This window comes from Micromonospora sp. B9E7, assembly GCF_039871815.1.
Lineage (GTDB): Bacteria > Actinomycetota > Actinomycetes > Mycobacteriales > Micromonosporaceae > Micromonospora.
Genome location: NZ_JBDPLX010000019.1, coordinates 66129 through 86875 on the forward strand (window position 1 = coordinate 66129; position 20747 = coordinate 86875).

General features: G+C 69.9%; 21 protein-coding genes. 18 read left to right on the forward strand and 3 right to left on the reverse strand.

Going from position 1 to position 20747, the window contains the following annotated elements:
* Positions 1-193 precede the first annotated feature (193 nt).
* Genes paaA through paaE form a run of 6 tightly spaced genes read left to right on the forward strand, consistent with a single transcriptional unit; the run spans position 194 to position 4013 of the window.
* On the forward strand, positions 194-1273 hold the full coding sequence (gene paaA, locus ABGB10_RS25565; RefSeq protein WP_347663496.1) for a 1,2-phenylacetyl-CoA epoxidase subunit PaaA: 1080 nt from the start codon (positions 194-196) through the stop codon (positions 1271-1273).
* Complete coding sequence (paaB, locus tag ABGB10_RS25570; RefSeq protein WP_347663497.1) at positions 1270-1554, forward strand: 1,2-phenylacetyl-CoA epoxidase subunit PaaB; 285 nt, start codon at positions 1270-1272, stop codon at positions 1552-1554. The genes paaA and paaB overlap by 4 nt, the downstream gene beginning before the upstream one ends.
* Complete coding sequence (locus ABGB10_RS25575; protein WP_347663498.1) at positions 1551-1715, forward strand: hypothetical protein; 165 nt, start codon at positions 1551-1553, stop codon at positions 1713-1715. Before paaB ends, ABGB10_RS25575 begins: the two co-directional genes overlap by 4 nt.
* A complete protein-coding gene (gene paaC / locus ABGB10_RS25580; RefSeq protein WP_347663499.1) occupies positions 1712-2437 on the forward strand; it encodes a 1,2-phenylacetyl-CoA epoxidase subunit PaaC in 726 nt (241 codons plus the stop codon). Before ABGB10_RS25575 ends, paaC begins: the two co-directional genes overlap by 4 nt.
* A complete protein-coding gene (gene paaD / locus ABGB10_RS25585) occupies positions 2431-2907 on the forward strand; it encodes a 1,2-phenylacetyl-CoA epoxidase subunit PaaD (RefSeq protein ID WP_347663560.1) in 477 nt (158 codons plus the stop codon). The genes paaC and paaD overlap by 7 nt, the downstream gene beginning before the upstream one ends.
* Positions 2904-4013 (forward strand): 1,2-phenylacetyl-CoA epoxidase subunit PaaE, encoded by a 1110-nt coding sequence (paaE, locus tag ABGB10_RS25590; protein WP_347663500.1) that lies wholly within the window; start codon positions 2904-2906, stop codon positions 4011-4013. Before paaD ends, paaE begins: the two co-directional genes overlap by 4 nt.
* Here the strand turns inward: paaE and ABGB10_RS25595 are convergent.
* From ABGB10_RS25595 to ABGB10_RS25605, 3 genes are all read right to left on the reverse strand, one after another.
* Positions 3991-4431 carry a hypothetical protein gene (locus tag ABGB10_RS25595; protein WP_347663561.1) on the reverse strand — a complete coding sequence of 147 codons (441 nt, stop codon included), beginning with the start codon at positions 4429-4431 and terminating at the stop codon, positions 3991-3993. The two genes, paaE and ABGB10_RS25595, sit on opposite strands and share 23 nt — an antisense overlap.
* A gap of 16 nt (positions 4432-4447) precedes the next feature.
* Entirely contained in the window at positions 4448-5089 is a 642-nt protein-coding gene (locus ABGB10_RS25600; protein ID WP_347663501.1) for an RloB family protein, read from the reverse strand.
* A 117-nt stretch (positions 5090-5206) separates the two neighbouring features.
* On the reverse strand, positions 5207-6424 hold the full coding sequence (locus ABGB10_RS25605; protein ID WP_347663502.1) for an AAA family ATPase: 1218 nt from the start codon (positions 6422-6424) through the stop codon (positions 5207-5209).
* A gap of 451 nt (positions 6425-6875) precedes the next feature.
* On the opposite strand from ABGB10_RS25605, the gene mqnC reads away from it, so the two are divergent.
* The 12 genes from mqnC (at position 6876) to ABGB10_RS25665 (ending at position 20726) form a co-directional block, all read left to right on the forward strand.
* Positions 6876-8066, forward strand: coding sequence for a cyclic dehypoxanthinyl futalosine synthase (mqnC, locus tag ABGB10_RS25610; protein ID WP_347663504.1), 1191 nt, complete (start codon positions 6876-6878; stop codon positions 8064-8066).
* A gap of 429 nt (positions 8067-8495) precedes the next feature.
* A complete protein-coding gene (locus tag ABGB10_RS25615) occupies positions 8496-9791 on the forward strand; it encodes an LPXTG cell wall anchor domain-containing protein (protein ID WP_347663505.1) in 1296 nt (431 codons plus the stop codon).
* Positions 9792-9937: 146 nt separating this feature from the next.
* Positions 9938-10672, forward strand: a complete 735-nt coding sequence (locus ABGB10_RS25620; protein WP_347663506.1) for a demethylmenaquinone methyltransferase — start codon at positions 9938-9940, stop codon at positions 10670-10672.
* An 88-nt stretch (positions 10673-10760) separates the two neighbouring features.
* Complete coding sequence (locus tag ABGB10_RS25625) at positions 10761-10985, forward strand: hypothetical protein (protein WP_347663507.1); 225 nt, start codon at positions 10761-10763, stop codon at positions 10983-10985.
* Between the two features lie 139 nt (positions 10986-11124).
* Positions 11125-12402 carry a geranylgeranyl reductase family protein gene (locus ABGB10_RS25630; protein WP_347663509.1) on the forward strand — a complete coding sequence of 426 codons (1278 nt, stop codon included), beginning with the start codon at positions 11125-11127 and terminating at the stop codon, positions 12400-12402.
* Between the two features lie 135 nt (positions 12403-12537).
* Complete coding sequence (locus tag ABGB10_RS25635) at positions 12538-12903, forward strand: NADH-quinone oxidoreductase subunit A (RefSeq protein ID WP_007454588.1); 366 nt, start codon at positions 12538-12540, stop codon at positions 12901-12903.
* Positions 12904-12917: 14 nt separating this feature from the next.
* Positions 12918-13595, forward strand: coding sequence for an NADH-quinone oxidoreductase subunit B (locus ABGB10_RS25640; RefSeq protein WP_088986765.1), 678 nt, complete (start codon positions 12918-12920; stop codon positions 13593-13595).
* Complete coding sequence (locus ABGB10_RS25645; protein ID WP_347663510.1) at positions 13592-14329, forward strand: NADH-quinone oxidoreductase subunit C; 738 nt, start codon at positions 13592-13594, stop codon at positions 14327-14329. The genes ABGB10_RS25640 and ABGB10_RS25645 overlap by 4 nt, the downstream gene beginning before the upstream one ends.
* A 52-nt stretch (positions 14330-14381) precedes the next feature.
* The gene (locus ABGB10_RS25650) at positions 14382-15707 is read left to right on the forward strand and encodes an NADH-quinone oxidoreductase subunit D (protein WP_347663511.1); all 1326 of its coding nucleotides are present in this window, start codon (positions 14382-14384) and stop codon (positions 15705-15707) included.
* Positions 15704-16906: an NADH-quinone oxidoreductase subunit NuoE gene (gene nuoE / locus ABGB10_RS25655; RefSeq protein WP_347663512.1), complete on the forward strand. Its 1203-nt coding sequence runs from the start codon at positions 15704-15706 to the stop codon at positions 16904-16906. Before ABGB10_RS25650 ends, nuoE begins: the two co-directional genes overlap by 4 nt.
* The gene (gene nuoF, locus ABGB10_RS25660) at positions 16903-18219 is read left to right on the forward strand and encodes an NADH-quinone oxidoreductase subunit NuoF (protein WP_347663513.1); all 1317 of its coding nucleotides are present in this window, start codon (positions 16903-16905) and stop codon (positions 18217-18219) included. Before nuoE ends, nuoF begins: the two co-directional genes overlap by 4 nt.
* Positions 18219-20726 carry an NADH-quinone oxidoreductase subunit G gene (locus ABGB10_RS25665; RefSeq protein WP_347663514.1) on the forward strand — a complete coding sequence of 836 codons (2508 nt, stop codon included), beginning with the start codon at positions 18219-18221 and terminating at the stop codon, positions 20724-20726. The genes nuoF and ABGB10_RS25665 overlap by 1 nt, the downstream gene beginning before the upstream one ends.
* Positions 20727-20747 lie beyond the last annotated feature (21 nt).

Here is a 20747-nt window from a genome sequence, read left to right on the forward strand (position 1 = left end):
AACCTGCGATAAAGGCGGGATATGGGGCCGGTATGCGGTTATTGAGTGGATTCACCTTTGTTTCGTGGCCTAAGTCACGGCCACGTTCGACGGTCCGAGGTGACGTAAAGCGCTCATTCCGTTACGGATGGGATCCTCGGATTCCTGTTACACCCCCTGGCGCATCGTGGTGCAAGCTGTAACACTTAGCCTCATGTATGGCAACGACTTCTCCGCCCCGGACGGCGCCCCGGACGAGGGGCCCGGCAGCGGCCTGCTGGGCGAGGTCGAGGCCGCCGAAGCCGAGCTGCGCGCGGCGGCAGCACGCGGGCGACGTGGTGGCCCCACCCCCACGGAGGACCTCGCCGCGTACTTCGCCGAGGTCGTCGACGCGGAGCAGAAGATCGAGCCACGGGACTGGATGCCCGACGCGTACCGACGGACGTTGATTCGGCAGATCGCCCAGCACGCCCACTCCGAGATCATCGGGATGCAGCCGGAGGGCAACTGGATCAGCCGGGCCCCGTCGCTCAAGCGCAAGGCCATCCTGCTGGCCAAGGTGCAGGACGAGGCGGGCCACGGCCTCTACCTCTACGCCGCCGCCGAAACCCTCGGCATCAGCCGCGACGAGCTGGTCCAGCTACTGCTCGACGAGAAGCAGAAGTACAGCTCGATCTTCAACTACCCCACTCTGAGCTGGGCCGACGTGGGCGCGATCGGGTGGCTGGTGGACGGTGCGGCGATCGTCAACCAGGTGCCGCTGTGTCGCTGCTCGTACGGTCCGTACGCCCGCGCGATGATCCGGGTCTGCAAGGAGGAGTCGTTCCACCAGCGGCAGGGCTACGAGATCCTGCACACCCTGGCGCACGGCACCCCGGGGCAACAGGCGATGGCTCAGGACGCGGTGGACCGCTGGTGGTACCCGTCGCTGGCCATGTTCGGCCCGCCGGACGGCGACTCCACCCACTCCGCGCAGTCGATGGCCTGGAAGATCAAGCGTTTCTCCAACGACGACCTGCGTCAGCGTTTCGTCGACATGTGCGTCCAGCAGGCCGAGGTCCTCGGGCTCCGCATCCCCGACGCGGACCTGCGCTGGAACGAGGAGCGGCAGGCGTACGACTACACCCAGCCGGACTACGACGAGCTGATGCGCGTGATCTCCGGCAACGGGCCGTGCAACCGGGAACGGATCGCCCACCGCCGGGCCGCGCACGCCGACGGCGCATGGGTACGCGAGGCCGCCGCGGCGTACGCCGCGAAGCGGGCGGGACAGAAGGAGACGGCCGCAGCATGACGCCACACACCCCTCTCTGGGAGGTCTTCGTGCGGGCCCGACGCGGGCTGTCGCACACCCACGTCGGCAGCCTGCACGCCCCCGACGCCGAGCTGGCCCTGCGCAACGCCCGGGATCTCTACACCCGCCGCCAGGAGGGTGTGTCGATCTGGGTGGTGCCGGCCAGCGCGATCACCGCGTCCAGCCCGGACGAGAAGGACGCCTTCTTCGACCCGGCGGCCGACAAGGTCTACCGCCACCCCACCTTCTACGAGGTGCCGGACGGGGTGGCTCACCTGTGAGCGAGCGGAGCGAGCGAACCAGCCAGCTCAGCAGCGGGGCGCTTCGCGTCGCCGCCGAGCGCAGCGAGGTGGTGGCGGGAAGCGAGCGGAGCGAGCGAACCAGCCAGCTCAGCAACGCGGCGCTTCGCGACACCGCCGAGCGCATCGAGGTGGCTTCGTGAACGGTCCCTTCGACTTCACCCTCGGCCTCGCCGACGACGCGCTGATCGCGGCGCAGCGGCTGGCCGAGTGGACCACCCGCGCGCCGGAGATGGAAGAGGACATCGCGCTGGCCAACATCGCCCTCGACCAGCTCGGCGCGGCCCGCCTGCTGTTGTCGTACGCGGGTGAGTTGGAGGGCGCGGGCCGGGACGAGGACGCGTTGGCGTACCTGCGCGACGACCGTGAGTTCCGCAACGCGCTCCTGGTCGAGCTGCCCAACGGCGACTTCGCGGTGACGGTGGCGAAGCTGTTCTTCCTGGCGGCGTACCAGCTGCCGCTGTACACGGCGCTGGTCGACTGCGCGGACGAGCGGTTGGCCGCGATCGGCGCCAAGGCGCGCAAGGAGTCGGCGTACCACCTGGACCACGGCGCGCTGTGGATGAAGCGGCTCGGCGACGGCACCGAGGAGTCGCACCGTCGGATGCAGACGGCGGTCGACCAGGTGTGGCCGTACACCCATGAGCTGTTCGTCGCGGACCCGGCGGCTCCGGTCGACCCGGCCACCCTGCGGCCGGCGTTCGACGAGACCGTCGGCGCGGTGCTGACCGAGGCGACGCTCAGCCGGCCGGGGAGCGGCTGGGCGCCGGGTGGCGGACGGACCGGTGTGCACACCGAGCACCTGGCCTACCTGCTCGCCGAGATGCAGGTGCTGCACCGCGCCCACCCCGGGGCGACCTGGTGAACCCCAGGGAGGCGGCCGCGTCGGTGGTGGACCCGGAGATCCGGGTCATCACCATCGACGAGTTGGGCATCCTGCGGGCCGTCGAGGAGGATCCGGCCAGTGGCCGGGTCACCGTCACCATCACCCCGACCTACACCGGCTGCCCGGCGATGGACGTGATCCGTGCCGACATCCGCCGCGCGCTCGCGGTGGCGGGTCACCCCGACGCCGAGATCCGCACCGTCTTCAGCCCACCGTGGAGCACCGACTGGATCTCCGCGGACGGGCGGGCGAAGCTCGCCGCCGCCGGGATCGCGCCGCCGGGTCCGGCACCTGCTGCCGGGGTCGTGTCGCTGACCCTCGCGGTCCGCTGCCCCCAGTGCGGATCACCGGAGACCGAGCAGGTCAGCCGGTTCGGTTCCACCGCGTGCAAGGCGCTGTGGCGGTGCCGCTCCTGCTCCGAACCCTTCGACCACCTGAAGGCGCTGTGACTGTCACCATCACCCGCCCGGTCCGCCGACGGCCGGTCTTCCACCCGTTGTCGGTCGCCGCCGTCGACCGGCTCACCGACGATTCCGTGGCGGTGACCTTCGCCGTACCCAAGGAGTTGCGGGACACCTTCGCGTTCCGAGCCGGTCAGCACCTCACCGTCCGTCGCGTGGCCGAGGACGGCACGGACGTGCGCCGGTCGTACTCGATCTGCTCGACCCCCGACGACCTGGCCCGGCACGGCCGGTTGCGGATCGGGGTGCGGGAGGTTCCCGGCGGCGCGTTCTCGGCGTTCGCCTGCGGGGCGCTGCGCAGTGGCGACACGGTCGAGGTGCTGCCGCCGCTCGGCACGTTCACCACGGCGTTCGCGCCGGACCGGGTGCGGCACTACGGCGCGGTCGTCGCGGGCTCCGGCATCACCCCGGTGCTCGGGCTGGTCGCGACCGCCCTGGCCGTCGAGCCGGCCAGCACCTTCACCCTGGTGTACGGCAACCGCACGGCGAACACGGTGATGTTCGCCGAGGAGTTGGCCGACCTGAAGGACCGCTATCCCACCCGGCTGCACCTGGTGCACGTGCTCTCCCGGGAGCAGGGCGAGTCTCCGCTGCTCTCCGGGCGGATCGACGCGGAACGGCTGGGTCGGTTGCTCGGCAGCATCGTGCCGGGCGACCTGATCGAGGAGTGGTTCCTCTGCGGCCCGTACGGCATGGTGGTCGACGTCCGGGACGTGTTGACCGGTCAAGGGCTGCCCGAGTCGGCGGTGCACACCGAACTGTTCCACGTCGACGCGCCGCCGGAGCCGGTCCGCCGGCCTGTCGACCAGGCCGGTGCCGGGACCGAGGTGACCATCGTGCTGGACGGGCGGTCGTCGAGCTTCACCATGGGGCGCGAGGAGCGGGTGTTGGACGCCGCGCTGAAGGTGCGAGGCGAGCTGCCGTACGCCTGCAAGGGTGGTGTCTGCTCGACCTGCAAGGCGAAGGTCGTCGACGGGTCGGTCACGATGGCCCGCAACTACGCGCTGGAGCCGGACGAGTTGGCCGCCGGCTACGTGCTGACCTGCCAGTCGAGCCCGACCACCGACAAGCTCACGGTCGACTACGACGCCTGACGGACTCAGACCGGTGCAACAGTTCCTCGCGGAGCACCTGAAGTGGCTCATTGCTCCGGACGTGGGTCCACTGCCCCCAGCCGTTGATGTCGTGCCCGACGCACGCCTTCAGCGCCGGCGAAGGCTTCGCATAGGTGGACCCGTCGGGAAGGCGGAGGTGCCCATCTGTGGTGACCACCGCCCGGTGCGTCCTGCCCTTCCGTGACTGAACGTGGATGAGTTCGTCGCCGGGGATCAGCAGATTGGCTTCGATTAGACCCATGAGGTCTCCGCCCGGCCGCCGATCTTCCTTCGCTTTCTCGGGGCCGAGGTCGAGCCCCAGCAACCGGCGGAGCACGTCGTTCTCCCGATCGACGAAGGGCTCCGCGTGCTGCTGAAGCAGGGCGTAAACCTGGTCGTCGATTTCGATCTTGTGCATTGGCACGGTGTGCTCCTCAGGCCGTTCTCTGGGAAAACTTGTTGGTGGCCGCGTCGGACTCCAGCGCGGTCACCAGGCCTGGCACCGAGGTCGAGGGATTCCTGTCGGCCAACGGCCGGCCTGCGCTCAGCCTGTCCAGTCGCGCCGCCCGACGGAACGCGTCAGGACGGCTCGCTCTAAGCGCCTCGAAGTCCAAGAGCTTGCCGCGTCGGCGATAACCGCACGGGTGTCGTTCCAGCCGGCGACACGCCTCGTTGGACGTCAGGTAGGACAGCTCCTCGTAGTGAAGGAGGAGGTAGACCTCGAAGCAGGGGTTGGAGATAGCGCAGTTGACGCCGTGCCTCGCGGCCAGTGCGAGCGCCGCGCTGAGGCGGGCGTGTGCTTCCGGAGCTTCGACGTCGAAGACACACCAGACCTCGTCGTAACCGTCACCCTGGGTGGCAGCCCGGTTGGCCTCCGCGACGGCCTTCTCGACAACGCCGTACGGCTCACCGTGGCCGGAGAAGACTTCGATCCGCACATTGCCCGCCCGTAGCTCGCGGCGCAGACCCTTGAAGTACAGGGGCTCGGTGTTCTCGCCTTCGCAGCAGACCAGGTAGGTCTTGCGCTCCTGCCGGGTTCCGGGCTGGCGGCGCAGCGGCTTGCCGGGGCGGGCCATCAGCCGGCGGCCGAGAAGTAGCGCACGTCGACGAGGGGCATGGGTAAACCCTAGGCACTGTGCCGCCAGACTTCAATTGCCAGTGCCTCAAAGCTTGAAGTTTTCGACTGGTGGTGCTCAGGCAGCGCGCGTCGGCGGAACGAGGAGGTCCAGCACCTCATGGTCCAGGAAGGGCACGGCACCATAGCGACCCTTCAGGTACCTGCCCTCGACATCGTCGAGGCCGCCGCGTACCCGGAACTCGCTGAGGGGGTAGAGCCGCGTCGCGCCACCGCTGTCCTTCTCGGTGAGCCAGACCTGGTCCCGGTTGAGTCGGAGATTCCGGTGGCGGCCGAGGAGGCCGACGTCATGGCTGTTGAAGATGAGCTGTGCACCACGCGGGTTGGTATCCGGCTCGTGGAAGAGGCGAATCAGTTCGGTTGTGAGGAGCGGATGCAGTTCGCTGCCCAGGTCGTCGACGGCCAGCAGCCCGCCAGCGTCGAGTGCCCGCACCGCCAGTTGTAGAAGGTCGAACCAGCTGCGGGTGCCGGCGGACTCCCACTGCCAAGGCAGAGTTGCTTTCCCGTCCTCGGTGTGTGCCGAGTGCACAAGCTCAATCTGCGGCTCTGCTGGGCCAGTGCCAGGCTCTGGCTCCCGCTGAACGAGCGCCGCGCCAACGATGCCCAGATCCGCGAATCGGAGGAGCGCGAGCATTCGATCGTCTGGTAGGAGGTGTGGAGGCCGAGCGATCGACACGTCGCCCGAGGCGATCATCTGACGAGGACTGAACCAGCGGTAGATCTTGCTCAACTGTGGGTGGTTCAGCGTGGCTGCCGCGGAGAGGAAGAGGCTGTTTGGTCGGACAGTCTCCGCGATCAACTCGCGCGGACCGGTCAAGTTGTTCCCGAAGTGCAGTGACCCGCCGTCGCGCTCAAGGTAGATCTGCCGCCGGCCCTTCGGGAAGGCATACAGCCACTCCTGTCGGACTACCTCGTCGTCCAGTGAGAAGCCGAACTCGTACCTGACGTTCTCGACGACGAAGTCGAAGACGAACTCGCTCGGCAGGTTCCCGCTCTCGTGGTCGAGTCGGAACGGCCAGCGACCCGGGATCGGTTCTTCCGGTAGCCAACGCTGGTGGGACAGTCGAACCGCGTCGCGCGCAAAGCCGAGGGCCTTGACGATGTTGGACTTGCCTGAGGCGTTCGGGCCGAAGATGCCTGCCACGGGCAGAACGGACAGCTTCTCCCGCGGCACCGGCCGGACGGCGAGGCCCGGGTGCTCGTCGGCGGCGATGAGGCTCAGCTCGGCCTCGTCGCGGAGGGAGGCGAAGTTGGTCACCCGGAAGCGCAGCAGCATTCTCTAGCTCAACTCCTAATCCCCGGAACAACTATTACAATACCCGGTCTTGTGGCTTCAGGCGTCAAGAACTGACATTCTGGCCCGCCTGAGTGTTTCCAGAGCACGTTTTGGTGTCCAGGCGCCAACCGGGGCGACCGGTCCCGCCCACGAGGGGTCGGACGGGCGCGGCAGACGGAACGGGCCAATTCCTCGTTCGCAAGCTCCGGACAGGGGTAGCCTGCGACTGCCAGGGGCAGTAGCTCCTTTGGAAGTGGACCCGGCAGCCTTCCGGACGGTGGGTGAGTCGGGTCTCGCGTTTCATCAGACCTGCTGCGACTCCCTGCTGACGCGTTGCACGGACGCCTTTAACCGGGCTGCCCATAGCCCAGCACCAGGTAGGCGTCCAGTCGAGGTCACATCCACGTCACCGGGCCGAGAGGTGCGCCAGGGGTCGACGTAGGCTCGGGGTGTGACGGTGAGCCGGGAGATCGACGACATCCTGCAGCGTGGCGCGGACGGCGGGCGGATCACGCCCGAGGAGGCGCTGCTGCTCTACACCGAGGCGCCCTTCCACGCATTGGGCGAGGCGGCGGACGCGGTACGCCGGCGGCGCTACCCGGACAACGTCGTCACCTACCTGATCGACCGCAACATCAACTACACGAACGTCTGCGTGACGGCCTGCAAGTTCTGCGCGTTCTACCGAGCCCCCAAGCACAAGGAAGGGTGGACCCACCCGACCGAGGAGATCCTGCGCCGGTGCGGCGAGGCGGTCGAGCTGGGCGCGACCCAGGTGATGCTGCAGGGCGGGCACCACCCGGACTACGGCGTGGAGTACTACGAGGAGCTGTTCTCCTCGGTCAAGCAGGCGTACCCGCAGTTGGTCATCCACTCGATCGGCCCGAGCGAGATCCTGCACATGGCGAAGGTCTCCGGGGTGAGCCTGGACGAGGCCATCGCCCGGCTCAAGACCGCCGGTCTGGACTCGATCGCCGGTGCCGGCGCGGAGATGCTGCCCGAGCGGCCGCGGAAGGCCATCGCGCCGCTCAAGGAGTCGGGCGAGCGCTGGCTGGAGGTCATGGAGCTGGCCCACCGGCAGGGCATCGAGTCGACCGCCACCATGATGATGGGCACCGGCGAGACGCACGCCGAGCGGATCGAGCACCTGCGCATGATCCGGGACGTGCAGGACCGTACCGGGGGTTTCCGGTCCTTCATCCCGTGGACGTACCAGCCGGAGAACAACCACCTCAAGGGCCGCACCCAGGCGACCACGCTGGAATACCTGCGGTTGGTCGCGGTGGCCCGGCTCTTCTTCGAGACGGTGCCGCACCTGCAGGCGTCCTGGCTGACCACCGGCAAGGACGTCGGCCAGCTCGCGTTGCACATGGGTGTGGACGACCTCGGCTCGATCATGCTGGAGGAGAACGTCATCTCCTCCGCCGGTGCGCGGCACCGCTCCAACCTGCACGAGCTGATCGGCATGATTCGCTCGGCGGACCGGATCCCCGCGCAGCGGGACACCCTCTACAACCGGCTCGCCGTGCACCACACGCCGGCCGACGACCCGACCGACGAGCGGGTGGTCTCGCACTTCTCCTCGATCGCGCTGCCCGGCGGCGGCGCGGGCAGGCCCCTGCCGCTGGTCGAGGTCAACTGACGCCTGTCGACGCCCGGCCGTTCGGCTGACCACGGCTCATGCTCCCGCCGGAACGCCCCGGCGGTACGGGTGGTCCCCGTCGCCGCTCCGTCAGGCTGCCCGGCGCGGGGGTGGTGGAGATGATCGGCGACGGCTAGCGTCGCGGCTCGTATCCGTTGCCACCGTAGGTTGCCGAGTTGGGCGCGATCGTGCTGGTGGCGGATGGTCTGACGGTCCTCGTCGTGGGCTCGTCCTCCATCGGCCCGTTGCGGGTCGTTCATATAACGCACGGCGGTACGGGCGGGATGGGTGACCATCCCGCCCGTACCGTCTGCGCAGCTCGGGCCGGACGGATGAAATCGCCTCCGGATGCTGGTGTGCGAGATCGACCTCCGATAGCGTCCGCTCGTTCCGCAACCAATTCTTCCTTCCCTACCCCCCGGGGGACTGATGACAGCGTTCCACCGCTCGGCCCTGGCGCGCGCCGGTGTCGTGGCTCTGCTCGCGGCCGGTGGCCTGGCCACCGTGGCCGCCCCCGCGCAGGCCGCCGACCAGGCCGATCTGGCGCTGGTGCCGCTCAGCTACGAGTTGGCCAAGGGCGTCAAGGCGGCGAAGGCCAAGCCGTTCAAGTTCCGGGTCGACAACAGCCGGAGCACCGTCGCCGCCAAGGGTGTCAGCTACACCGCCAACGTCAGCCAGTTGGACAAGAACATGGTCGGCGTCGTGGTGCCGAACGGTTGCCAGGTGAAGGGCAAGACGTTCACCTGCGCGCTCGGCGACGTGCCGGCCGGCACCAGCGAGGAGTTCGGCATTCCGCTGTTCTCCACCGGTGGTCGTGGTGACGCCGGCACGTTGGTGGTCACCATCAAGTCGACCACTGTCGACCCCAAGCGTGGCGACAACAAGGTCGAGCACGCGATCACCGTCGCCAAGCCCGGCTACGACCTGACCAGTTGGGTGCAGGACGTCCAGGCCAACGTCGTGGTGAACGGCGTGCAGGGCGACGATCCCGACCTGCGTCCGGTGCGGCGGGGCGAGACGGTGCCGTTGGACTGGGCGATCTACAACAACGGCAGCCGCAAGGCGACGGGCGTCTTCTACGGTCTGACCCTGCCGGTGGGCGTCACCTTCGCGCAGAAGCCGGAGGGCTGCATCGAGCAGGTGTTCCAGGACAAGCAGCAGCTGTTCTGCGAGGACGCCGGTGCGGTCGTGAAGCCCGGCGAGTACTACACCTCGGACGTTCGGGTGACCGTCGGCGACGACGTGACCGAGCCGGTGCTGCACGAGGGTGACCTCTTCGCGTACGGGCTGGACGGTGCCGCAGGGCAGCCCGAGGAGGAGCCGGAGGTGGCCAACCTGGCGCAGCGGAAGGCGTTCACCGAGGTCGACGTGATGGACAACCACACCACCTTCGAGGCGTTCGTGGACCTGACCGCGACGCCGACGCCGACGCCGACGCCCACGCCGACCGCGACGCCCACGCCGACCGCGACGCCCACGCCGACCGCGACGCCGACGCCGACCGCGACGCCCACGCCGACCGGGACGGCCACGCCGGGCACCAGCACCTCGCCGGCTGCCGGCGGCGGTGGTGGCGGCGGTGGGTTGCCGGTCACGGGTGTGCAGGCCGGCCTGATCGGCGGCATCGGCGCGATCATCCTGCTCGCGGGCGGTGCGCTGCTGGTGCTCTCCCGCAGGCGCAAGGTCGTCCTGGTCGCCCCCGACGACGAGAAGTCGACCGACTGACGAATCCGCGCTGACCGGGGTCGCGTGGACGAACCCGTGCCGGCAGGCGCCACGGGACCTGGCACGACGCGAGAGCGGGGTGGGCTACCACCCCGCCCTTTCGCGTACCCGGGGTGCGGGCCGCGCCACCCTCCGAGCGTCGGTCGATGGACGGCTGGCAGAGTGGTGGGGTGAGCCGTACTCCGCAGGGCCAGCGAGCCAGCCTGGACAAGCAGCCGCACGAGGTCGCCGCGATGTTCGACGGCGTGGCAGAGCGTTACGACCTGACCAACACGGTGATCTCGCTGGGTCAGGACCGCTCCTGGCGTCGGGCCACCCGGGCGGCGCTCGGGTTGCGGCCGGGCGAGCGGGTGCTGGACGTGGGCGCCGGGACCGGCGTCTCGACCCGTGAGCTGGCCCAGTCGGGGGCGTACGCGGTCGGGGTCGACCTGTCGCTGGGCATGCTGTACGCCGGCAAGCGGTCCCGTCCCGAGGTGCCGCTGCTGGCCGGAGACGCGCTGCGACTGCCGTTCGCCGATGCCAGCTTCGACGCGGTGACCATCTCCTTCGCGCTGCGCAACGTCAACGACACCGATGCGGCCCTGCGGGAGCTGGCACGGGTGACCCGGCCGGGCGGGCGGCTGGCGGTGTGCGAGTTCAGCACCCCGGTCAACCCGGTCTTCCGGACGGTCTACCTGTCGTACCTGATGCGGTCGCTGCCGGCGGTCGCCCGTGCGGTGTCGAGCAACCCCGAGGCGTACGTCTATCTCGCCGAGTCGGTCCGGGCCTGGCCGGACCAGGCCGCGCTGGCCGGGCGGGTCGCCGCGGCCGGGTGGGGACGGGTGGCGTGGCGCAACCTGACCGGTGGCGTGGTGGCCCTGCACCGGGGCGTCCGCGAGTAGCGGTCGGCACCCACACCGGCGGCGCGGACATTATTCAGGTTTCGTGAATATCCGTTTTTGGTCCACTTTGCCCCGTACGCTGGATCCCATGACCGGAGCAGACCCGGCGGACCCGGTGGCCGCCACCGACGACGACGCGGCCGAACTCATCGCGCAGTTGCGCGCGTTGGCCGGCGCCGATCCGGGGGAGGTCCGGCAGGTGGTCGCCGAGGTGTTGGCGGCACTTGATCGGGCGGCGGGTGGAGCGCTCCGTGAGCATCTGCCGGAGACCATCCGGGTCGATGCGGGGCTGGACGCCCCCAGTCCGGCCTGACACCTGACTGCTGTGGACGGTCATGGGCTGTCACATCGGCGAGTTAGGTACCCCTGATCCTGCGCTGGTATGACGCCGGTCATACACTCGTCCCGTCTGGCTTGTGAAGCATTTCACGAGCGTGCGGGAGGAGGCGCGAATGACCGCGGTGGAGCACGATGCCGACGTCATCGTCGTGGGCGCCGGTCCCGGTGGGTCAGCGACTGCGTACCACCTGGCCCGGCACGGCGTACGGGTGCTGTTGCTGGAGAAGACCGAGTTCCCACGCGAGAAGGTCTGCGGCGACGGGTTGACCCCGCGCGCCGTGCGCCAGCTCATCCGGATGGGTGTGGACACCTCGCCCGAGGCGGGCTGGCTGCACAACCGCGGCCTGCGGGTCATCGGTGGCGGGGTGCGCCTCGAACTGGACTGGCCCGAGCTCGCCAGCTTCCCCAACTACGGCCTGGTGCGGACGCGGCTGGACTTCGACGACCTGCTCGCCCAGCAGGCGGTGGCGGCCGGCGCGAAGCTGCGCACCAACGTCAACGTGCTGGGCCCGGTGCTCGACGACGACGGCCGGGTCACCGGCGTCGAGGCGGAGGTCGGCCCGGGCAAGGAGCCGGCCACCTTCCACGCCCCGCTGGTCGTCGCGGCGGACGGCGTCTCCGGCCGTTTCCCGCTCGCGCTCGGGCTGGCCAAGCGGGAGGACCGGCCGATCGGCGTGGCCGTCCGCCGCTACTACCGCTCGCCGGCCAAGCACGAGGACAACTACCTCGAATCCTGGTTGGAGCTGCGCAGCAAGGACAGCGGCGACAACCTGCTGCCCGGCTACGGCTGGATCTTCGGCCTCGGCGACGGTCGGGTCAACGTCGGCCTCGGCGTGCTCAACTCGTCCTCGGCGTTCGGCAAGACCAACTACCGCCGGCTGCTCACCGACTGGCTCGCCAACACCCCGGAAGACTGGGGGATGACCGACGAGACCAACGCCGACGGCCCGATCCTGGGCGCCGCGCTGCCGATGGGCTTCAACCGTGTGCCGCACTACACCCGTGGCGTCCTGCTGGTCGGTGACTCGGGCGGCATGGTCAACCCGTTCAACGGCGAGGGCATCGCGTACGCGATGGAGTCCGGCGAACTGGCCGCGGAGGTAGTGGTCCAGGCCCTCGCGCGGCCGGCCGGCCCGGAGCGGGAGCGGGCGCTGATGGCGTACCCGAACGAGCTGAAGGCCCGGCTCGGCGGCTACTACCGGCTGGGCGGCATCTTCGTGAAACTGATCGGCCGCCCGGAGATCATGCGGATCGCCACCAAACACGGCATGCCGCACCCGACGCTGATGCGTTTCGTGCTCAAGCTGTTGGCCAACCTGACCGATCCGCGCGGCGGGGATGCGATGGACCGGGTCATCAACGCGATGACGAAGGCCGCGCCAGCCGTATAAGTAGGACGGCATCGGTGCTGGTCACGGCCCCGACGCTGACAAAGATCGACCCCCGCCGACTGCCACTGCGAGGGACGTGAATAGTGTGATTTTCGTCAAGCACCGAGGGCAGGGAAGGACGAGCAGGAGAAAACGATGTCGCTCTCGCCTTACGCACCGATCATCGGGCTGTTCGCCCTCGCCGCGGCGTTCTCGCTGTTTTCCGTCGGCGCCGCCCGCTTCGCCGGTCCCCGTCGCTACAACAAGGCCAAACTCGAGGCTTACGAGTGCGGCATCGAGCCCAGCCCGCAGCCGGTCGGCGGCGGGCGGTTCCCGATCAAGTTCTACCTGACGGCGATGCTCTTCATCGTCTTCGACATCGAGATCATCTTCCTCTACCCCTGGGCGGTCTCGTTCGACGCTCTGCCGATCTTCGGCTTCGTGGAGATGGTCCTGTTCATCGTCGCGGTCTTCGTTGCGTACGCCTACGTGTGGCGGCGCGGCGGCCTGGACTGGGACTGAGGAAGGAACGTCAGATGGGCATCGAGGAGAAGCTTCCCGCCGGCGTCCTGCTCACCTCGGTGGAGAAGCTGGTCAACTGGTCCCGGAAGTCGTCCGTGTGGGGCGCGACCTTCGGCCTGGCCTGCTGCGCCATCGAGATGATGGCCGCCGGTGGTCCGCACTACGACATGGGCCGCTGGGGCATGGAGGTCTTCCGGGCGTCGCCCCGGCAGGCCGACCTGATGATCGTGGCCGGCCGGGTGAGTCAGAAGATGGCCCCGGTGCTGCGCCAGATCTACGACCAGATGGCCGAGCCCCGCTGGGTGCTCTCGATGGGCGTCTGCGCCAGCAGCGGCGGCATGTTCAACAACTACGCCATCGTGCAGGGCGTCGACCACGTGGTGCCGGTCGACATGTACCTGCCCGGCTGCCCGCCCCGGCCGGAGATGCTCATCGACGCGATCCTCAAGCTCCGCGAGAAGATCATGTATGAGCCGCTGGGCCCGAACGGCCGCAAGATGCTGGCGGCCCGCCAGGAGCGCGGCGACGTCCCCGTCGTGCCCTACGGCTCCATGCCCTCCTCGTACCGCAGCGACAAGGCCCGGCGTGCCGAGTGGACCCGCGCGGTCCGCGAGGGTCGCGAGGAGCAGTTGCGGATCGAGAACTGGATGAACGCCCAGAACCACCTCCACCCGCAGGTAGGCCCGAAATGACGTCACCCACGGACAAGCCCAACGACGGCGGCGTACCGCTGCCGGTGGTGCCGGCCGGCGCCACGAGTGGTGCCCCTGCCGAGTTCCCGCCGGCCAGCCCGGCCGGTCGCGGGATGTTCGGCAACCAGGGCACCGGTGACGTGTCCGGCTACGGCGGTCTGGTCCGCCAGCGCCAGCCCATCGAGGAGGCGTCCCGGCCGTACGGGGGCTACTTCGACGAGGTCCGCGACGCGTTGGAGGAGGCCTACCCCGCCTTCGGCGACGCGATCGAGAAGGTCGTGGTCGACCGGGGTGAGCTGACCCTGCACGTGCGCCCGGAGCGGATCGCCGAGGTCTGCCAGGTGATGCGGGACGACCTGGCGCTGCGGTTCGAGCTGTGCTCGTCGGTGTCCGGCGTGGACTACCTGGGCGCCGACGAACGCCGGCTGCACGTGGTCTACCTGCTGACCTCGATGACGTACCGGCGGCGGGTCCGGCTGGAGGCCGCGGTCTCCGTCGAGGCACCGCACCTGCCCAGCGTGACCGCCGTCTACCCGACCGCGGACTGGCAGGAGCGGGAGGCGTACGACATGTTCGGCATCGTCTTCGACGGCCACCCCAACCTGACCCGGATCCTCATGCCGGACGACTGGGAGGGTCACCCGCAGCGCAAGGACTACCCGCTCGGCGGCGTGCCCGTCGAGTACAAGGGCGCGGAGATCCAGCCGCCGAACGAGCGGAGGTCGTACCAGTGAGCGCGAGGAGTGAGCTTGCGAGCCCCGCAGTCGTGAACGGAGGGCGGGCACTGTGACGACGTCGAACTACGCCAGCGAGCACGAGACCGACGAGGGTCGGGTCTTCACCGTCACCGGTGGGGACTGGGACACGATCGTCTCGGGCACCGACCCGATCAACGACGAGCGGATCATCGTCAACATGGGTCCGCAGCACCCGTCCACGCACGGGGTGCTGCGGCTGATCCTGGAGCTGGAGGGCGAGACGGTCCGCGAGGCCCGGTCCGTCATCGGCTACCTGCACACCGGCATCGAGAAGAACCTCGAATACCGCAACTGGGTTCAGGGCTCGACGTTCGTGACCCGGATGGACTACCTCGCCCCGATCTTCAACGAGACGGCGTACGCCCTCGCCGTCGAGAAGCTGCTGGGCATCACCGACGACATCACCGAGCGGGCCACCACCATCCGCGTGCTGATGATGGAGCTCAACCGGATCTCGTCGCACCTGGTCTGGCTGGCCACCACCGGCATGGAGCTGGGCGCGATCTCGATCATGCTGTACGGCTTCCGCGAGCGGGAGTACATCCTCGACATCTTCGAGACCATCACCGGCTTGCGGATGAACCACGCGTACGTCCGGCCGGGCGGTGTGGCGCAGGACGTGCCGGACGACGCGGTCCGCAAGATCCGCGAGTTCCTCAAGATGATGCCGAAGAAGCTCAAGGAGTACGAGGACCTGCTCTCCGGCCAGCCGATCTGGACCGAGCGGACGAAGAACGTCGCGGTGCTGGACGTGACCGGCTGCGTGGCCCTCGGCATCACCGGGCCGGTGCTGCGTTCCGCCGGTCTCGCCTGGGACCTGCGCAAGACCATGCCGTACTGCGGTTACGAGAACTACGAGTTCGACGTGCCGACCCACCCCGACGGTGACGTGTGGGGCCGCTACCAGGTCCGGCTCGCCGAGATCCGGGAGTCGATGAAGCTGGTCGAGCAGGCCCTGGACCGGCTTCGCCCGGGCCCGGTGATGGTCGCCGACCGCAAGATCGCCTGGCCGGCGCAGCTGGCCATCGGCGTGGACGGCATGGGCAACTCGCTTGAGCACGTCGCGAAGATCATGGGTCAGTCGATGGAGTCGCTGATCCACCACTTCAAGCTGGTGACCGAGGGCTTCCGGGTTCCGCCGGGCCAGGTGTACGTCGCCATCGAGGCTCCCCGGGGCGAGTTGGGCGTGCACGCGGTCTCCGACGGTGGCACCCGGCCGTACCGGGTGCACTACCGGGAGCCCAGCTTCGTCAACCTGCAGGCCCTCCCGGCGATGGCCGAGGGCGGCCTGATCGCCGACGTGATCGCCGGCGGCGCCTCGTTGGACCCGGTGATGGGTGGGTGTGACCGATGACGACGACGACTTTCACCGACGAGACCCGGGAGCGGGCGCGCGAGATCATCGCCCGTTACCCGGCGGACCGGTCCCGCTCGGCGTTGCTGCCGCTGCTGCACCTGGTGCAGGCCGAAGAGGGGTACGTCTCCCCGGCCGGGGTCGCGTTCTGCGCCGAGGTGCTGGGGCTGAACAAGGCCCAGGTCGGCGCGGTGGCCACCTTCTACACGATGTACAAGCGCAAGCCGACCGGTGACTTCCTGGTCAGCGTCTGCACCAACACCATGTGCAACGTGCTCGGTGGGCAGGAGGTCTACGACACCCTCTCCGAGCACCTGGGCGTGGGGCACGACGAGACGACCGCCGACGGCACGATCACGCTGGAGCACGCCGAGTGCCTGGCGGCGTGCGACTACGGCCCGGTGATGACCGTCAACTACGACTTCTTCGACGGCGTGGACGCGTCCACCGCGGTCGGGGTCGTCGACGAGCTGCGGGCGGGCGGGCGGCCGATGCCGACCCGCGGTGCCCGGCTCTGCACCCTCAAGGAGATGGCGGTGCAGCTCGCCGGTTTCGCCGACGAGCGCGAGGGCGCGGTCGCCGACGGTGGGCCGGGTGAGCCCACCCTGCGCGGGCTGCGGCTGGCGCAGGAGCACGGCGTCTCGGTGCCGGGCTTCGACCCGAACACCCCGATCCGCAGCAAGGCCGAGGCCGACAAGGCCGCCGCTGAGGCGAAGGCGAAGGCGGAGGCCGCCAAGCCGGCGCCCGTCGAGGCCAGCGCCGCACCGGTCAAGGGCGGCGACGGAGCGTCCGCCCCGACCGGGGCGGCCGGGGTCGCCGGGCCGGCGAAGCCGGCAGAGGCCAGCGGGCCGGCGAAGCCGGCAGAGGCCAGCGGCAGCACCACGCGGGACGTCAAGGCACCGGACGACAAGTCGCCGCAGGTGCGCACCGCCGAGACCCGGCAGCCGGACGCGGGCACGGCGGTGCCGGACGCCCCGGGCACCAAGGTCCCGACGGACGGCACCGGCACCGCGCCCGCGGCTGGCGACGCGCGGTCGGCCGAGGCCGCCGGCGTGGCGGCCAACGCGCCGGCCGGCGACGGCAAGCCCGCCGGCGACGAGGCCGGGGCGCAGGAGCGCAACCTCACCGAAGCGAAGGCTGGCACGGACGCCGACGGCGCCGGACCGGCGGACGCGAACGAAACGGGGGCCCAGAAGTGACCACTCCCCGCCCGGAGACCGTGGCCAAGCTGACGCCGGTGCTGACCAAGCGCTGGCTGTCGCCGGACGCCTGGCGCATCGGCACGTACGAGCAGCTCGACGGTTATGCCGCACTACGCAAGGCGCTCAAGGCCCACCCGGACGACCTGATTCAGTTGATCAAGGACTCGGGGTTGCGGGGCCGGGGTGGCGCCGGCTTCCCGACCGGTCTCAAGTGGGGCTTCATCCCGCAGGGCGACGGCAAGCCGCACTACCTGGTGGTCAACGCCGACGAGGGCGAGCCGGGCACCTGCAAGGATCTGCCGCTGATGACCCACGACCCGCACGCGCTGGTCGAGGGCGTCATCATCGCGTCGTACGCGATCCGGGCCGCCCGCGCCTACATCTACATCCGGGGCGAGGCGGTGCACGCCGCGCGTCGGCTGCGCAACGCGGTCCAGGAGGCGTACGACAAGGGCTACCTCGGCCGCAACATCCTGCGCAGCGGCTACGACCTGGAGTTGGTGGTGCACTCCGGCGCCGGGGCGTACATCTGCGGCGAGGAGACGGCACTGCTGGACTCGCTGGAGGGGTTCCGGGGCCAGCCCCGGCTGCGCCCGCCGTTCCCGGCCACCCACGGCCTGTACGCGAGCCCGACGGTGGTGAACAACGTCGGCACCATCGCCAGCGTGCCGCCGATCGTGCTCGGTGGGGCCGACTGGTGGAAGAGCATGGGCACCGAGAAGTCCTCCGGGCCGATGATCTACTCGCTGTCCGGCCGGGTCGCCAACCCGGGCCAGTACGAGTGCTCGATGGGTGTCACGCTGCGCGAGCTGCTGGAGCTGGCCGGTGGCATGCAGCCCGGGCACAACCTGCGGTTCTGGACCCCGGGCGGCTCGTCCACCCCGCTGCTCGCCGCCGAGCACCTGGACGTGCCACTGGACTTCGAGGGGGTGGCGGCGGCCGGCTCGATCCTGGGCACCACGGCCACCCAGATCTTCTCCGACCAGGACTGCCCGGTCTACGCGACGTACCGGTGGCTGGAGTTCTACCACCACGAGTCGTGCGGCAAGTGCACCCCGTGCCGCGAGGGCAACTACTGGATGGTTCGGGTCTACCGGCGGATCCTCGCCGGTCAGGGCACCCACGAGGACCTGGAAACCCTGCTGGACACCTGCGACAACATCCTCGGCCGCTCGTTCTGCGGCCTGGGTGACGGCGCGACCAGTTCGGTGACCTCGTCGCTGCAGTACTTCAAGCAGGACTACCTCGACTACATCGAGGGACGGACCGCGCCGAAGCTCTCCGACAAGCAGCTGGTTGGAGCTCACTGATGACGGACGTAGCCAAGCAGACCGACACGGTCACCCTCACCATCGACGGCGTCGAGGTCACCGCTCCCAAGGGGACGCTGTTGATCCGGGTCGCCGAGCAGATGGGCACCGAGATCCCCCGGTTCTGCGACCACCCGCTGCTGGCCCCGGCCGGCGCGTGCCGGCAGTGCCTGGTCGAGGTGGAGGGGCAGCGCAAGCCGGTGGCCTCCTGCACCCAGACCGTCGCCGACGGCATGGTCGTGCGTACCCAGATCACCTCCCCGGTGGCCAAGAAGGCGCAGGAGGGGGTGATGGAGCTGCTGCTGCTCAACCACCCGCTGGACTGCCCGATGTGTGACAAGGGCGGTGAGTGCCCGCTCCAGAACCAGGCCATGTCCACCGGCCGCACCGACTCGCGCTTCCACGAGCACAAGCGGGAGTACGAGAAGCCGATGGCGATCAGCAGCCAGGTGCTGCTGGACCGCGAGCGTTGCGTGCTCTGCCAGCGGTGCACCCGGTTCTCCGAGGAGATCGCCGGCGACAAGTTCATCGACCTGATGGGCCGGTCGTCCGCCGAGGAGATCAACATCTACCGGGACGACGCCTACGGCGAGGAGGGCGACGCCGGGGACGTCCCGTTCAACTCCTACTTCTCCGGCAACACCGTGCAGATCTGCCCGGTGGGTGCGCTGACCGGTGCCCAGTACCGCTTCCGGGCCCGCCCGTTCGACCTGGTGTCCAGCCCGAGTGTGTGCGAGCACTGCTCGGCCGGCTGCGGGCAGCGCACCGACTGGCGGCGCGGCAAGGTGCTGCGCCGGCTGGCCGGCGACGAGCCGGAGGTCAACGAGGAGTGGAACTGCGACAAGGGTCGCTGGGGCTTCCAGTACACCCGGGCCACCGACCGGCTGACCACTCCGCTGGTCCGCGACGAGCACACCGGTGAGCTGCGCGAGGCGTCCTGGAGCGAGGCGCTCACCGTGGCCGCCGAAGGGCTGCACGCGGCTCGGGAGAGCGGACAGGGCACGGCGGTGCTCACCGGTGGTCGGCTGACCGTCGAGGACGCCTACGCGTACGCCAAGTTCGCCCGGGTCGCGTTGAACACCAACGACATCGACTTCCGGGCCCGGCCGGTCTCCCGTGAGGAGGCCGACTTCCTGGCCAGCTCGGTCGCCGGGGTCACCGACGTCACCTACACCGACGTGGAGAACGCGCCGGCGGTGGTGCTGGTCGGCCTGGAGCCGGAGGAGGAGTGCCCGATCCTCTTCCTGCGGCTGCGCAAGGCGTACCTGAAGAAGACCCTGACGGTGTACGCGCTGGCGCCGTTCGCCACCCGCGGCCTGGAGAAGCTCGGTGCCAAGCTGGCCCGGGTGGTGCCGGGCGAGGAGGCCAGCGTGCTCGCCGAGCACGCCACGGTCGCCGAGGCGCTGAGCGCGCCGGGCGCGATCCTGATCGTCGGTGAGCGACTGGCCAGTGTGCCGGGTGGGCTCTCCGCCGCCGCGGACGTGGCTCGGCGTACCGGAGCGAAGCTGGTGTGGGTGCCGCGGCGCGCGGGTGACCGTGGCGCGGTCGACGCGGGTTGTCTGCCCAACCTGCTCCCCGGCGGACGCCTGGTGACCGAGCCGGCCGCACGGGCCGAGCTGGGTGAGGCGTGGGACATCCCGGCCGGGGTGATCCCGAGCCAGGCCGGCCGGGACACCGACGGCATCCTCACCGCCGCGGCCAACGGGCAGCTCGGTGCGCTGGTCGTCGGTGGCGTCGACCCGGCCGACCTGGCCGACCCGCGCCTGGCCGAGTCCGCACTGGACACGGTGCCGTTCCTGGTCAGCCTGGAGCTGCGCGCCAGCGCGGTGACCCGGCGGGCGAACGTGGTGCTGCCGGTCGCCCCGGTGGTCGAGAAGTCCGGCAGCTTCCTGGACTGGGAGGGTCGGCTGCGTCCGTTCGAGGCGGTGCTGAACACCTCCGCGATGACCGACGGTCGGGTGCTCGACGCGCTGGCCGCGCTGCTCGACGTGCGGCTGGGCACCGCCGACGTGCCGAGCGTTCGCCGTGAGCTGGGCTCGCTGCCGGCGACCCGGACGTCCCGGCCGGCCGCTCCGTCGGTGGCGCCGGGCCGAGTGCCGCACCCGGGCGCCGGGGAGGCCGTGCTGGCGACCTGGCACCAGCTGGTCGACCTGGGCACCCTGACCGACGGCGACGAGCACCTCGCCGGCACCGCCCGCCCGCCGGTCGTCCGGCTGGGCAAGGGCACCGCCGAGGCGCTCGGTGTGGTCGACGGCGACGCGGTCACGGTCGGCACCGACCGGGGCGCGCTGACCCTGCCGGCCGAGCTCACCGAGATGCCGGACGGCGTGGTCTGGTTGCCGACCAACTCACCCGGTTCGACCGTGCGACGCAGCCTCGGGGCGACGTCCGGCGCGGTCGTCCGGATCTCCGTTCCCGCACCGACCGCGGCCGTTCCGGCCGGGCGTCTGGCGGCCGACGAGACCGGCCTCCCGGGTCCGCTCCTCAGTTCTGGGGGTAACCAGTGAGTGCGAGGAGTGAACGAGCGC

Coding starts and splice junctions, on each gene's coding strand:
- paaB (WP_347663497.1), top strand. CDS start 1,270: ATGACGCCACACACCCCTCTCTGGGAGGTCTTCGTGCGGGCCCGACGC.
- ABGB10_RS25645 (WP_347663510.1), top strand. CDS start 13,592: ATGACGTCACCCACGGACAAGCCCAACGACGGCGGCGTACCGCTGCCG.
- ABGB10_RS25600 (WP_347663501.1), bottom strand. CDS start 5,089: ATGGCCCGCCCCGGCAAGCCGCTGCGCCGCCAGCCCGGAACCCGGCAG.
- ABGB10_RS25625 (WP_347663507.1), top strand. CDS start 10,761: ATGACCGGAGCAGACCCGGCGGACCCGGTGGCCGCCACCGACGACGAC.
- nuoE (WP_347663512.1), top strand. CDS start 15,704: ATGACGACGACGACTTTCACCGACGAGACCCGGGAGCGGGCGCGCGAG.
- ABGB10_RS25665 (WP_347663514.1), top strand. CDS start 18,219: ATGACGGACGTAGCCAAGCAGACCGACACGGTCACCCTCACCATCGAC.
- ABGB10_RS25615 (WP_347663505.1), top strand. CDS start 8,496: ATGACAGCGTTCCACCGCTCGGCCCTGGCGCGCGCCGGTGTCGTGGCT.
- ABGB10_RS25630 (WP_347663509.1), top strand. CDS start 11,125: ATGACCGCGGTGGAGCACGATGCCGACGTCATCGTCGTGGGCGCCGGT.
- ABGB10_RS25640 (WP_088986765.1), top strand. CDS start 12,918: ATGGGCATCGAGGAGAAGCTTCCCGCCGGCGTCCTGCTCACCTCGGTG.
- ABGB10_RS25595 (WP_347663561.1), bottom strand. CDS start 4,431: ATGCACAAGATCGAAATCGACGACCAGGTTTACGCCCTGCTTCAGCAG.
- ABGB10_RS25635 (WP_007454588.1), top strand. CDS start 12,538: ATGTCGCTCTCGCCTTACGCACCGATCATCGGGCTGTTCGCCCTCGCC.
- ABGB10_RS25620 (WP_347663506.1), top strand. CDS start 9,938: ATGGACGGCTGGCAGAGTGGTGGGGTGAGCCGTACTCCGCAGGGCCAG.
- paaA (WP_347663496.1), top strand. CDS start 194: ATGTATGGCAACGACTTCTCCGCCCCGGACGGCGCCCCGGACGAGGGG.
- ABGB10_RS25605 (WP_347663502.1), bottom strand. CDS start 6,424: ATGCTGCTGCGCTTCCGGGTGACCAACTTCGCCTCCCTCCGCGACGAG.